The sequence below is a fragment of the Flavobacterium sp. N1994 genome (assembly GCF_025947145.1).
Lineage (GTDB): Bacteria > Bacteroidota > Bacteroidia > Flavobacteriales > Flavobacteriaceae > Flavobacterium.
Map to the genome: position 1 here is coordinate 368,517 of NZ_CP109999.1, position 13,465 is coordinate 381,981.

The following is a 13,465-nucleotide window of genomic DNA, read 5'->3' on the forward strand; positions in this document are numbered from 1 at the left end:
TATCAAATATCAATTATTTCTTCTTCCTTTTAGCGGCTCGATTTTTAAGAATATTTCGGTTCACCGAAGTTCCCGTTTTTTTCTTAGTTTTCGATGGCCCCCCCAGGTTTACTTTAGTATTTTTCTTGGCCTTCTCATGAAACGACGCACCACCTTCCAGTTTATTAGTCTTTAAAATAACTTTCAGCTTCTTCTTGTCTTTTTCAAACTCGAGCAGACGAACAGCTACTTCCACGTTCTTAGGCATGGGAAGGAATGTAATTTCTTTTTCCATCAACAGCTCAGCTTCAATCATGATTTCTTCCTCACGTGGACTAACTAAACTGATTGCAATCCCCGATTTATCCGCACGACCCGTTCTACCAATACGGTGAATGTATTGTTCTTGTATTTCAGGGAATTCCACATTAATAACGTGTGTGATATCGGAAATGTCCAAACCTCTAGCCATAACATCCGTAGTTACAATACCTCTGATTTCTCCAGCTTGGAAGGTGGCCATGGTTTGTAAACGGTAGTTCTGTGATTTGTTCGAGTGAATGGTACCAAATTGCTCAGGAAACACTTCCTCTAATTTCTCAGCTAATAAATCGGCTGTTTTTTTATTATTGACAAAAAGCAACACTCTTTCGTAAGCTTCGTCTTGGAGTAATTCGATAATCAAATTAACCTTAGTCAAAAAGTTAGGCACTTTGTAACCCAATTGTTCTATTTTCTCTAATGGAGTGCCACTAGCTGCTAAAGAAACTTCTTCTGGAAAATCAAAATACTCATCCAACATGGCATCTACTTCATCGGTCATCGTAGCCGAAAACAAAATGTTTTGTCGTTTGGTTCTAATCATACTCAAAATGGAAGTTACCTGAGTTCGGAAACCTAAATTCAGTATCTCATCAAACTCATCAATCACCAACTTCTGAATACTATCAAACCGAATCACATTGTCCAATGCCAAATCCATGATTCTACCTGGAGTACCTACAAGCACATCAATTCCTTGATAGACTGCTTTTTTTTGAGTATTGATATTGACACCTCCATAAACACCAAGCGTACGAACCGACATATACTGAGTCAGTTTTTCAACTTCTGCAGCAATCTGAACCACTAATTCTCTTGTGGGAACTAGGATAACTATTCTGGGCGTATCGGTGGCAACAAACTTCCATTGCTTTAAAATAGGCAAGAGGTAGGCAAAGGTTTTACCGGTACCTGTTTGCGCAATGCCCATCATATCGCGACCCGACATAATCACCGAAAAAGATTTCTCCTGAATAGGAGTAGGCGTAGTTAACCCTAATTCATCAACGGCTTTTTGTAATGATTTTGGAAGATTGAATTGCTCGAAAGTGCTCATTATAGTTCTAATTTATTTCATCAGTTCGACCAATTTTTGGTCTCGGGTGCCGCAAAGATAGGGAATTCTGATTTAGGAGTTAAAAAGGTTCCTTTCGGATGAATGAGTACAAAGAAGTTCTAATTATGAACCTGTCCAGTACCGTTGCAGGGAGTACAATATTTGCGACACGGATGACCACCTCCTTGTCCGCAATCATACTCGGTATAACCAACGCCATTACATACAGTGCATTTACTAAAACTAGAATAGGTTTGAGTAGCTCCTCCTGATGTAGGAGTAGCACTATTGCTTCCTTGGACTGCTTTCCTTTGATTGATTTCAATATTTCTTTGAGCTTCTTCATAGCTAACACTATGTTTTTTTAGATCCTCTGCCTCGTAGTCTTTTTGTTTCTTAAGCTCCCGTTCTTCATAATAGGGCTGATACTGATTTAGCAACCAAGGGACGCTGTTTTTGGCAATTTTTAATCCGCCTTTAAAATAGCGATAGTCTGCCGTGAAAGTCGAGAAATCCAAGCCGAATGCTTGACCTTGTATGGTGTCATTGGTAGCAGCCGGCACAAAATGGACAGGAGTACTATCTTTACCGTCATAATCCCATTTTCTGCTCAGCCAAGTCCCATCAAAAAAAGGGCCGTAACCCGATAGACGGATATAACCTTTGGTGAGTTTGTTTTTCACAAAAAGTCCATTCATCATTAGAGTTCGTTTATTGGCATCATCGGGAACTTCTATAATCTGGGCAGCTGTTGTATTGGTTGGCCGAGGAGGAAATGGTTTACCAACCGTTTCATCAGCAAGATAATGTTTAAATGGAGTGGCGGCTGCAATATGAAAATGCAAATATTCATTAGGGTAAATATTAACATATTGTTCATGCCAGTAAGTCATTATCTCTTCTGAACCTTTGTATAAGGCATAAAAATCGGCATCAGTAGTAAATAATTCAAACCCTTTATTCTTAGCTAAGATTTGCATTGCCTTTATGATTTCTTTACCCGTTTTCACACACAACGGATTATTTCGATTATAGGTCAGTACATATTCTACTTCATCTGGATTCCAGTTAAGAATAGTATGATCGGCGGCTGTAATATTGGGCACATCAAATTGCACAATAGTGTCCTTTGTTGACAGTTTGTCCGCATACAATTGTTTGTAGCTTCCATTAGCTAATTCGGTATACCGTTGCATAAAAGCGACAGCCAAATCTTTAGCATTCTGCGCCTGAATAGTGCCTGCTGTAACAAGAAGTAGGATGAAAAAGGATAGCTGTTTCATAGTATAAATTTAGTATTAGTGAATAACGTCACTTCGAGTGTACTGATGTCATCGGAATGTGTCGAGCAGCTTAGGTAAAGTAATTACTACTAACTATTTTATATTCATAACTTTAATAGGTTGCTTACCACTAAAGTACTGTTTTTTCACATACCTCATACAAGCTCTGTACTATTTGCCAACTTTGTTTTTATAATAACTAACGGATTTCATTCCTACTTTGTTCGGGTGTTGTTCGCAAAAAGCACCCCTTTTGCGAACAAAACCCGAACATGACCCGAACATGATCCGAAGAACCTTCTAAAAATGCCCATTTGACTAATCAACACTAGTCAACAGTAGTCAATACTAGTCAACACTAATCAATACTAGTCAACAGTAGTCATATTTCCGCAAACGTAAATTAGGCAAATACAATTCAAAACTGTAATTTCGCATCCACTTTGAAACCTTTAGTAGCCATATCATTCATAGTTGCACTTTTCTGGCAATCGCTTTACCAGACAGGCTATATTCTCTATTGGAATATCAATCAGGACAACATCATCAAAACGGAATGTATCAACCGATTCAAACCGATGATGCATTGTAATGGTAAATGTGTGCTCTACCGTCAACTTAAAAAAGCTGCAGACGAAGAAGCTGAGAACAACAAATTTCCAGTCTCCGTTTTAAAGATAAAAAACCTAGATACTTTTATCGAAATGCCAACTGTAGCGTTACCAATACCTATAGTTATTTCAAAGCAACTCACAATTTTTTCAGAGTATACAGCGTCTCCACTTAACGGCTTTCAAAACACGCTGTTAAAACCACCGCAACCTTTAGCATAGACTTAAAGCAACACAATTTTGGCTTTCAATAGTATTGATAGCCTTGTTTACTATGGAATAACTTAAAATTTACAAATGAAAAATACAATCTATATGATGGTGGTAGCTTTTATGCTATCTACCTATGGCTATAGTCAGTGTGCTTGTTGTGCTGGCGCTGGCGCAGGTGCCGCTAATGGCGATTTTAACAACGGGATATTAACCCTAAACAAAAACCAATTCGTTATAGAAACTTATACCGATTACAGAAAAATAAATCAAAACCTTCCGCCAGTAACTGATGTTGCTGATGATGAAGCCCCATTAACTAGTATGATTATCCAATCACTCGGTGTTCGTTATGGAGTAACCAAATCGATTACCCTTTCAGCATTAGTGCCTTATGTTTTCTTGCATACCAATACAGGGAATGATAATGGTTTTGGGGATTTAGTGGTGTTAGGGACTTTTAATGTGTTTTCTAAAAACAACTTTAATCTAGCCTTGCAAGCTGGTATTGAATTGCCAACGGGTATTCAAAAAAATGCCAATTTCGATAATACTACTGTAGTGGTAGGCTCAGGTTCCTATGATCCTATGGTCGGAATTATTGTAGCTAAAAGTTGGGATAAACTTACTTTGCAAGCTAATGCTTTATACAAACAAACCACCAAAGGGTTCAAGGATAATTACTATAGTAGCATTGCCATTCAAAACCTATCGTTAAGCTACAGAATATTGGGGCAGAATGCCTTTTGTTCTATGATAAAAGAAGACAAAACTGAGGAGAAACCAAAACAAGAAGTGTCGAATTTAGGTTGGGCCATCTCAGCAGGGTATTACGGCGAATGGTTAGACAAACTAAAAGAAGATGATGTTGCCGATGACAATTCGGGTTATTATATGGGGTATGCCACTGTAGGCAATAACATCAGTTATAAATCATGGAGTTTTCCGGTAACTGTTTCCTTACCCGTAATTCAAAACATGAACGGTGAACAGAACACTGGCGGTTTCCGATTGCGATTTGGGATAATCAAATCTTTTTAAAGTAAAGGGATAAGTAAAAAGGGATAAGAGATTAGTTATTTTCTTATCCCTTTTCCTTAGTCTATATTTTCAAAACCCCTCAAATACCCCAAGTCCAAACAAAGCAAAATCATACTTCACCGGATCAGTAGCATCTAGTTGACGTAACGAAGCATCTAATTCAGCCAATGCTTTACCATCATTTTGTTTCCGTGATAGTAAGCCTAATTTCCGAGCCACATTACCTGAATGCACATCCAAAGGACAGGAAAGCGAGGCCATCGGAATACTTTTCCAAAGACCAAAGTCAACACCAGCCTTATCTTGTCGTACCATCCAGCGTAAGAACATATTAATACGTTTAGCAGCGGAACCTTGCATAGGATCAGAAACATGTTTCATAGTCCGTGGCTGATGGCTAACTTCAAAAAACAATTTCTTGAATTCGGATATACTAGGTTGCATAGATAGAGCTTGTTGATTTTTGGCGAAAGCCGATTCCAATCCTTGATGATTGGTATAAATATGCTGTAAACCTTTGATAAACGTAAGGAAGTCTTGACTATTAAAAGTGCGATGTACAAAGCTATCCAAGTTTTCAAGTTGCGAATCTGTGTGGTGCATCACAAAGTCATAGGGAGAATTCCCCATCATTGTTATCATTCGTTTGCTATTGTTGATAATCATCTTGCGGTTTCCCCAAGCTATAGTAGCCGTTAAGAAGCCAGCAATTTCAATATCTTCCTTCAAACTAAACTGATGCGGAATCTGAATGGGGTCACTGTCAATAAATGTAGGATGGTTGTAAAGTAAGACTTTCTCATCAAGAAACTCTTTAAGCTCTAGCTTATTCATGGTTACTTACTTTTTGAGCAAAAAAGCCATCTTTCATATCCATACTTCGTTGTTGCGGAATAAAAGAAAAGCCTTGTTGAAAATACTCAAGCTGTATGCCGCTGACACAAGGCAAATCGCCATTGCCAGTAAGCCAGAAGTAAGACATATCTTTAGGTGAATGATATGACATATTGCCAATACTAGTCTTCTTAAACTCGCCCTGCCATTTTGAATTTGGTTCAGGTAGTAGGATATCCTTCAAGTGTAAGGTGCTGTTTTTAGTCAACATCTCATTATCGGTCATGCTACCAAACGAAAGGGGAACAAGAACTACTATTCCAACTATTATAAGACTTGCGGTATAGAAGCGAAGTATCCATTTTTGAGTACTAATCAACATCGATAGTATTAATAGCGAAAAGAATAAGGTAAAATAAACATAAAACCGATACTGTGGTGAACTAAAGCACAACAAAACAACCAATATGACAAAGGCAGCATAAATGGTCCAAAGCGATTTAGATAAATGCTTTTTGATAATTACAAAAGGTGTTATGAAAAGGATGAATACGGTAACCAAACCAATATAACTGGCCAATCCGTTATACAAGAAGTAGTGTTTTAAGAGTTCCAAAGTAGCTGCGTTATCATAAGCACTATTCGGAATATAAAAAGAATGTAACATGCTTTTACTAAAGAAAAAAGACATGATTTCTGAAGGGATAGTATAATCTAAATCATCCATTCTGCCGTTAAGCAATGGAAATAAAGGGTATCCTGTGAGTACAGTATTTTTTAATACAAAAAGTAAGAACACAAAACTACCGATACAAGTTAGGGGTATAATGTGTTTCTTTAAATGATGGAAATGTTTGAATAATAAAACTATGGGGAACAAGAGCAATACTACCGCGGTAACTTTACTATAAAAGGCAAACAGAGCTAGTATTGTAATTACAATAAAAGCAGTTTTCTTTCCTTCGATTGAGTTTTCTAAATACAGTGAAAATAGTATAAAGGCAAACATATACACAGGAAAATCAGGGGATGGCGCACTGACAAATTGGAATAGAAAGACATAGGTAAAAGGTAGTAATCCAAAAAGCAACTCCATTCGATTGCCAGTAGTGAAATAAGAATGCAGTTTCTGGAAAGCAAAGAAATTACCCAGCAACAAACAAAATCCATTCAAATCATTAAAGCGATCGTAAAGAAAAGAAAAGCTATAGACACTTTGTGTAATGTGCCAACCACTAGTTTGTCCAAAAAACAAATGCAAATTACCTAAGCCGTTTACAAAACCATATTCGTTAAGCCACTTAATCGTTTGGATATAATAGGTTTCATTGTCATAGATGAAGGGCAAGGTGGCGCTTTGTGCTAGTATTAAAATACAAAAGCTAACGAACAGCATTCTAAAAGGAGTAGAGTAGGATAGTATTTCTTTATAAGTTGTAATTAAAACAGTAGTGAAAGCGGACTTATTCCACCAACAAAAAAGAAATGTAAGCAGTAATAATAAAAAGTGAAAGCCGATATTAATGGGACCAAAGAAAGCCCAAACACTGGCCAAAAGCGTAATAGCAAATAAACCAAGTATATTTGTAGTAACGATTTCCAATTTAGATATGCGCAATGCTTTGCTAAAAGCTATGCCAAAAGCCATTGCACTAAAGAAAATGTATACCCAACAGAGTAAAATAAGTATCATAGCACTAAATGATTAGTCCATCTTTCATGACCAATTTTCGGTCGGCCATATTAGCAAACTCTTCGTTGTGAGTGACAATTACAAAGGTTTGTCCAAATTCATCTCTCAGTTTAAAAAACAACTGATGCAAATTTTCAGCGGCATGAGTATCTAAATTTCCAGAAGGTTCGTCTGCAAAGATAACGGCAGGTTTGTTGATTAAAGCACGAGCGACAGCTACGCGTTGTTGTTCTCCTCCTGAAAGTTCGTTGGGTTTGTGGTGTATTCGTTCGGATAATCCTAGATAGTCTAGTAATCTTTTGGCTTCTACTTCGGTTGGTGCTTTGTCTTTTCCAGCAATATAAGCAGGGATACAAACATTTTCCAACGCAGTAAATTCTGGTAGTAATTGATGAAATTGGAAGATAAAACCCAAATGAGTATTTCTGAATTTTGACAATGCTTTGTCTTTCATTATCAGTATGTTTTCTCCATTTATCTCAAGTGAAGTGTCTTTTGATTTCGCTGGATTATCAAGTGTTCCTAGAATTTGTAATAGAGTAGTTTTTCCAGCTCCTGAAGCTCCAACAATAGAAACAATTTCACCTTGTTGAATATGCAAATCAACTCCTTTTAAAACATGTAATGTATCGTAATATTTGTGAATGTTTTTGGCGGTTATCATCCTAATCAATTTTTCACAAAGTAACAAAGTATTTTCTTTTTTATGGTGAAGTATAGTTTTTATTTATGCTTGAATAATTTATAAAGTTGTGTTAATTAAAAAAATTTGTTTAATTATTTGTTAAATTTGTTGAACAAAAATATTTCTTATGAACACGACCATTGAAAAAGAATTATTTGAATTGATAGGCGACAATCATCAAATGACTTCTGCGGAAACGCCACTTAGACCAGACGCTTTTATCAAATCCGACAAAGACAAAATGATTTCCATCGAAAAGCATTTTCATGCTATTATGGAAGAGATTGGCTTAGATATGACTGATGATAGCTTAAAAGGAACACCACATAGAGTTGCTAAGATGTTTATTCAGGAAATATTCTCTGGATTAAATCCTGCAAACAAACCCAAATTATCGGTCTTTGAAAATTCTTATCATTATGATAAAATGTTGGTGGAGGCCAATATCAGTTTCAATTCGACTTGTGAACATCATTTTCTACCTATCATTGGTAAAGCTCATATTGGTTACGTTTCTAGCGGAAAGGTAATTGGCTTATCCAAACTGAACAGAATTGTTGATTATTATTCTCGCAGACCTCAAGTGCAAGAGCGTTTGATTATGCAAATTTTCAACGAATTAAAATCAGTTCTGGATACAGAAGATGTCATAGTAGTTATGGAAGCTAAACATTTGTGTGTATCAAGTCGAGGCATTAAAGACGAAAGTAGTTTTACCTCAACGATACAATACGGTGGGATTTTTAATGAAAAAGAAAATAGAAATGATTTCTTTAATTTAATTCAACAAGAAAAATAGAAGTTACTGTGGTTATTTTATATAATTTTAGGTTGGAAGTCTCGGATTTATTCGGGGCTTTCTTTTTTAGAGAATAAGAAACCTAATCCACAACTTTTTAAGATTTTCTTTTCAAATGCCCAAAAGAAAGCAAACTGTCCAAAGATAAATCCGAAGCTAACCAACAATACCTGGTAAATGGGAAAGATAAGAATGATATATAACGGATAATATTCCCATGCAGAAACAGTATTTTTACTTATGCCAAAGGTGGCTAGGATAGGTTTAGAAAGATAAGCAGCACTTGAACCAGTAATGGCAAAAATTATGATGATGACAAACAATTGCCAATTTGATTTAATATGCCAGCGTTCCTTAAAGTTTCCCATAATCGTAAAAGTGACACAAACTTACTCAATTTATGGTCTCGGTACAAATCCTGATAATTGTTGTTTGTTGACGATTTGAAAATAAATCATATAGTTATAAATCAAATAGTTTACTTCATAACCATAATGAATATTGGAATCGTAATTGATACGCATTTCATATAAATCGGGGTTGTAACGCTGAGGTTGTGAAACCCGGCTATTCCATTCGCTTACGTATGTTTGGTTTCGGTTTTCTAAATAGGTTTCCGAATAAAAACCTCTTGGTTTCCCATGTCCAGCTAACCAAGAGTTAAATCCACCATCAATAATAATAACCTCATATTGCAAAGAATCATTTGCGATTCTAACAGTATCTGAAACTTTTGATGCTTCATCAGTTTTGGCTTTTGATACCATATTCTTATCGAAATGACAGGAAGCCAAGACAATAAGGATGAGTAATGAAAGCACTATTTTTTTCATGACATTTTTATTTGTTATAAAATTACTAAAAACCAACAAGGCTTGTTCAATTTTAACACATAAAAAAAACCACGCTAAAAGCGTGGTTTTAAATATATTTTGATTCTAATTATCTTCCGAAAAGTTTGCCCAATAATCCGCCTAAACCTCCCGATTTTTTGGTAACAGCAGCCACAGCATCACTTATTCCAACTTGTCCGTCTCCATCTTGGTCTAAACCCAATTGGCCTCCGTATTTTGAAATGGCATCCATAATTCCGCCACTCGCTTGTGAGTCGCCTCCTGAAATAGCACTAATCACATCCGATATTTGAAAGCTACTATCGTTTGGATCTTTTGCTTTACCAATTAAAGAACCTAGTACTTTTGGAATCAAACTTCCTGCAACTCCAGAAGCAGCATCACTATCCAATCCAAATTTTTCTCCTAAACTTCCAGATAATTTATCCGTCAATTGTTTTACAACAGGATTCGAAGCATCTGAAGCATTATCGCCTTGAAATAAACCAGCTAAATCAGCTGTATTTCCATTGGCCACCATTTCTTTTAAGCCATCAAGAATAGAAGAGCTGGCTTCACTCATCACAGCTTCATTATGTTCGTTAGGAACCGCAGTATTGTTTACTACAGCATCACCGCCAAACTGTTTTACTAGGTCGGTTAATTGTTCAAACATGTTTTTAGTTTTTAAATTGAGGAATAAATTTAATTAAATATTCTACAATTAAAAAATGCTATTATACTTTTTCTGTTTTTAGTAAGCTGATAACTTGTTCCGCTAATTCGGTTCCGATTCTGTCTTGAGCTTCTAAAGTAGCCGCACCAATATGGGGTGTTAATGAAATTTTTGTATGCATTAGTATCTTGATTTCTGGAGTAGGTTCGTTTTCAAAAACATCTAAACCAGCAAATAATACTTTGTTAGCATCTAATGCAGCGATTAATGCAACTTCATCAATCACACCACCACGAGCACAGTTTACAATACCAACATTATCTTTCATTAATTGTAATTCAGCTTCTCCAATCACATATCCTTCTTGCGCTGGAACGTGAAGCGTAATAAAGTCGGCATGTTTAAAAACATCTTCCATAGGTTCGGTTTCAAACTCCACATTAATAAATTGTCCGTTATAGAAATCTACTTTTACTTCGGCTTTGTCAACAAATTTATCGGCAGCAATTACTTTCATTCCAAGACCAAGCGCCATTTTAGCAACAGCTTGACCAATTCGTCCAAAACCAATAATTCCTAATGTTTTTCCGCGTAACTCAATTCCGTTAGCATAAGCTTTTTTCAAACCATCAAAATTAGAATCTCCTTCTAAAGGCATATTTCTATTAGAATCTTGCAAGAAACGAACACCAGTAAACAAATGAGCAAATACCAATTCAGCCACACTTTCAGAAGAAGATGCTGGCGTATTAATTACATGTAAACCTTTGCTTCGAGCATATTCCACATCAATATTATCCATTCCAACACCACCGCGACCGATGATTTTCAAATTGGGACAATTATCAATAATATCTTTGCGAACTTTTGTGGCGCTTCTCACAATGATAACATCCACTTTATGTTCGTTGATATAATTGGCTACTTGTTCTTGAGCAACTTTGGTTGTAATCACTTCAAAACCACCTTTTTCTAAAGCTTCAATACCACTTTTAGAAATTCCGTCGTTGGCTAATACTTTCATGCTATTATTTTAATTTTTGAATTATAAATTATAAATTTTTAGGAGCTGTTTCCCGCTATCCGCGCTACATGGTAGCTAGCTCCTATCGGGGCTAGGGATATGGCTTAGGCAGTAACTTCGTTTTGTTTAACTACTTCTTCCAATTGTTTCATCACATCTACTAGTACTTGAACACTTTCTAATGGCAACGCATTATACATAGAAGCTCTGTATCCACCAACAGATCGATGACCCGCAATTCCTGAAATTCCAGCCTCTTTCCACATTTTGTCAAATGTTTCTTGGTTTTTTTCATCTACCAATAAGAAGGTAGCGTTCATGTTACTTCTATCTTTCTTATCAGCCGTTCCAATGAATAAAGGATTTCTATCAATTTCATTGTAAAGTAGATTCGCTTTAGCTTCGTTTACTTTTTCAATAGAGGCAATTCCACCTTGAGCTTTCAACCATTGTAAAGTCAATAAACAAGTATAAACAGCAAAAACGGCTGGCGTATTGTACATACTTTCCGCTTTGATATGTTTTTCATAATCTAAAATACTTGGAATAGCTCTACCTGATTTTCCTAAGATTTCTTCTTTTACAACAACCAATGTGGTTCCGGCAGCACCCATATTTTTCTGAGCACCAGCATAAATCAAATCAAATTGTGAAAAGTCTAAACTTCTTGAAAAAATATCAGAACTCATATCACAAACCACTGGAATGTTGGTTTTAGGAAAGGATTTCATTTGCGTTCCAAAAATAGTATTGTTACTAGTGCAGTGAAAATAACTAGCATCAGATGGAATCGTATAATCTGTTGGAATGTGATTGTAATTTTGTTCTTTAGAGGAAGCTACCACTACGGTTTCACCAAAAAACTTAGCTTCTTTGATAGCGTTATTGGCCCAAGTTCCAGTATCCAAATAGGCTGCTTTTCCATCTACTTTCATCAAGTTTTGTGGCACCATTAGGAACTCTAAACTGGCTCCACCTTGTAAAAATAAAGCTTGATATCCTTTTCCTTCTAATCCTAAAAGTTCCAAAGTCAAAGCTCTAACTTCATCCATAACCGCTACAAAGTCTTTGCTACGGTGTGAAATTTCAAGAATTGATAAACCAGAATGGTTAAAATTTAAAACGGCTTGTGCTGATTTTTCAAATACTTCTTGTGGCAAAATACATGGACCGGCGCTGTAATTATGTTTTTTCATGTTGCTTGATTTCTAATAAATTGAGTTGCAAATTTCGGAAACCGTACTTGAAAAAGGGATTAGAATTTCGCAATAATTAAGCGATGTTATTAACGAAAACGTTATAGTTTATAACATTTGCTGCGAATTTTATAAAGACAACAAAAATGCTATAGTATCCACATTATCAGCGTAATCCCATAGCTCGGGTTTTTGAGTTTTACCAAAAGGAATGGAATTTTCAATTAGATTATTGGAAACAATACACTGAATTTGCTCGGCTTCATTTGTTAAGCGTATTTGCAAATCAGCAATGTTTTCATAATATTCATAAAATACAGAAGAAATAGGAGAGGCATAGCTGGTATCTTCTTTCAAGGTAAGAAATTCGTTATCCAATAATTTGAAATTACTCATCAGGAATACTGCTTTGTTGTAGTCGTAGTTGTTGGAGTATTTTTCGTAGAAAATGACATCTTTGTATTCATAAATGGCTTTAAAGAATGCTTCAAAACTATAGTCCTTCGGAACAAACAATTTAGAAACATTTCGACAACCTAAACCAAAATAACGGAAGATGTCTTCTCCAAGTTGAACCAAATGCTCATGGGTTTCTTTTCCATTTAAAACGGCTACTGAATTTCTATTTTTGCGAATAATGCTTGGTTTATCTTTAAAATAAAACTCAAAATAACGTGCTGTGTTATTGCTTCCAGTGGCAATGATAGCATCAAAGTTTTCTAGCTTTCCATCTGTAAAAGTGATGTAATTCGAAAGTTCAGGTTCAACAGTAATCAAATACTTTGCTAAAAATTGAATTAAATGTTGATCATTTGAAGACGTTTTTACCAAAGCTTTATGACCAGAAATTAGCACCGAAAGAAAATCGTGAAAGCCTACTAAAGGAATATTCCCCGCTAAAATCAATCCGACTGTTTTTGATTTTACTTCTTCTAAGTTATAAGCAGCTAACCATTGATTTAAATGCTCTTCTGTTAAAGCTTCAGCCCAAGATTGAACGGCAAAATAAACTTGTTCAGGTGTAAACCATCCGTTATGAGATTGTGAAAGTTCTAGTAAGTCTTTGAACGTATCAAAATACAAATCATTATGAAGTACTGTTTCGTTTTTGGTATTTATATCTAATGAAAATTGGCTTAAAAACTTTCCTAATTCAACAAAACATTTTTTTTTCTCGATTTGTAACATAGGTAACTTGTTTATGAATGGTTTTGATTGTAATT

14 protein-coding genes are annotated in these 13,465 nt (G+C 35.7%); 3 read left to right on the top strand and 11 right to left on the bottom strand.

Features of this window, described 5'->3' with window-relative positions; genetic code table 11:
* Positions 1-13: 13 nt before the first annotated feature.
* Together OLM53_RS01745 and OLM53_RS01750 are read right to left on the bottom strand one after the other, a co-directional pair.
* Positions 14-1,357, bottom strand: coding sequence for a DEAD/DEAH box helicase (locus OLM53_RS01745; RefSeq protein WP_264521339.1), 1,344 nt, complete (start codon positions 1,355-1,357; stop codon positions 14-16).
* A gap of 119 nt (positions 1,358-1,476) precedes the next feature.
* Positions 1,477-2,640 carry a hypothetical protein gene (locus OLM53_RS01750; protein WP_264521340.1) on the bottom strand — a complete coding sequence of 388 codons (1,164 nt, stop codon included), beginning with the start codon at positions 2,638-2,640 and terminating at the stop codon, positions 1,477-1,479.
* A 443-nt stretch (positions 2,641-3,083) separates the two neighbouring features.
* Between OLM53_RS01750 and OLM53_RS01755 the strand changes: the two genes are divergently transcribed.
* Both OLM53_RS01755 and OLM53_RS01760 read left to right on the top strand, forming a co-directional pair.
* The gene (locus OLM53_RS01755; RefSeq protein ID WP_264521341.1) at positions 3,084-3,473 is read left to right on the top strand and encodes a hypothetical protein; all 390 of its coding nucleotides are present in this window, start codon (positions 3,084-3,086) and stop codon (positions 3,471-3,473) included.
* Positions 3,474-3,548: 75 nt separating this feature from the next.
* A complete protein-coding gene (locus OLM53_RS01760; protein WP_264521342.1) occupies positions 3,549-4,502 on the top strand; it encodes a transporter in 954 nt (317 codons plus the stop codon).
* A 69-nt stretch (positions 4,503-4,571) separates the two neighbouring features.
* On the opposite strand, the gene OLM53_RS01765 is transcribed toward OLM53_RS01760, so the two are convergent.
* The 3 genes from OLM53_RS01765 to OLM53_RS01775 are packed head-to-tail and all read right to left on the bottom strand — an operon-like array spanning position 4,572 to position 7,693.
* Positions 4,572-5,336: a TIGR02757 family protein gene (locus tag OLM53_RS01765; RefSeq protein WP_264521343.1), complete on the bottom strand. Its 765-nt coding sequence runs from the start codon at positions 5,334-5,336 to the stop codon at positions 4,572-4,574.
* Positions 5,329-7,029: an LIC_10190 family membrane protein gene (locus OLM53_RS01770; protein WP_264521344.1), complete on the bottom strand. Its 1,701-nt coding sequence runs from the start codon at positions 7,027-7,029 to the stop codon at positions 5,329-5,331. The genes OLM53_RS01765 and OLM53_RS01770 overlap by 8 nt, the downstream gene beginning before the upstream one ends.
* Before the next feature lie 4 nt (positions 7,030-7,033).
* Positions 7,034-7,693: an ABC transporter ATP-binding protein gene (locus OLM53_RS01775; protein ID WP_264521345.1), complete on the bottom strand. Its 660-nt coding sequence runs from the start codon at positions 7,691-7,693 to the stop codon at positions 7,034-7,036.
* Between the two features lie 148 nt (positions 7,694-7,841).
* Here OLM53_RS01775 and folE point away from each other — a divergent pair, with 148 nt between their 5' ends.
* Positions 7,842-8,513, top strand: a complete 672-nt coding sequence (gene folE, locus OLM53_RS01780; protein ID WP_264521346.1) for a GTP cyclohydrolase I FolE — start codon at positions 7,842-7,844, stop codon at positions 8,511-8,513.
* A gap of 47 nt (positions 8,514-8,560) precedes the next feature.
* Here folE and OLM53_RS01785 read toward each other — a convergent pair whose 3' ends face one another.
* From OLM53_RS01785 to OLM53_RS01810, 6 genes are all read right to left on the bottom strand, one after another.
* Positions 8,561-8,881, bottom strand: coding sequence for a DUF6787 family protein (locus OLM53_RS01785; RefSeq protein ID WP_264521347.1), 321 nt, complete (start codon positions 8,879-8,881; stop codon positions 8,561-8,563).
* A gap of 30 nt (positions 8,882-8,911) precedes the next feature.
* Positions 8,912-9,346 carry a DUF6146 family protein gene (locus OLM53_RS01790; RefSeq protein WP_264521348.1) on the bottom strand — a complete coding sequence of 145 codons (435 nt, stop codon included), beginning with the start codon at positions 9,344-9,346 and terminating at the stop codon, positions 8,912-8,914.
* A gap of 109 nt (positions 9,347-9,455) precedes the next feature.
* Positions 9,456-10,022 (bottom strand): hypothetical protein, encoded by a 567-nt coding sequence (locus OLM53_RS01795; protein WP_264521349.1) that lies wholly within the window; start codon positions 10,020-10,022, stop codon positions 9,456-9,458.
* Positions 10,023-10,083: 61 nt separating this feature from the next.
* Positions 10,084-11,046 carry a D-2-hydroxyacid dehydrogenase gene (locus OLM53_RS01800; protein ID WP_264521350.1) on the bottom strand — a complete coding sequence of 321 codons (963 nt, stop codon included), beginning with the start codon at positions 11,044-11,046 and terminating at the stop codon, positions 10,084-10,086.
* A gap of 104 nt (positions 11,047-11,150) precedes the next feature.
* Complete coding sequence (gene serC, locus OLM53_RS01805) at positions 11,151-12,242, bottom strand: 3-phosphoserine/phosphohydroxythreonine transaminase (RefSeq protein ID WP_264521351.1); 1,092 nt, start codon at positions 12,240-12,242, stop codon at positions 11,151-11,153.
* A 129-nt stretch (positions 12,243-12,371) separates the two neighbouring features.
* Positions 12,372-13,430, bottom strand: a complete 1,059-nt coding sequence (locus OLM53_RS01810) for an acyl-CoA reductase (protein WP_264521352.1) — start codon at positions 13,428-13,430, stop codon at positions 12,372-12,374.
* Positions 13,431-13,465 lie beyond the last annotated feature (35 nt).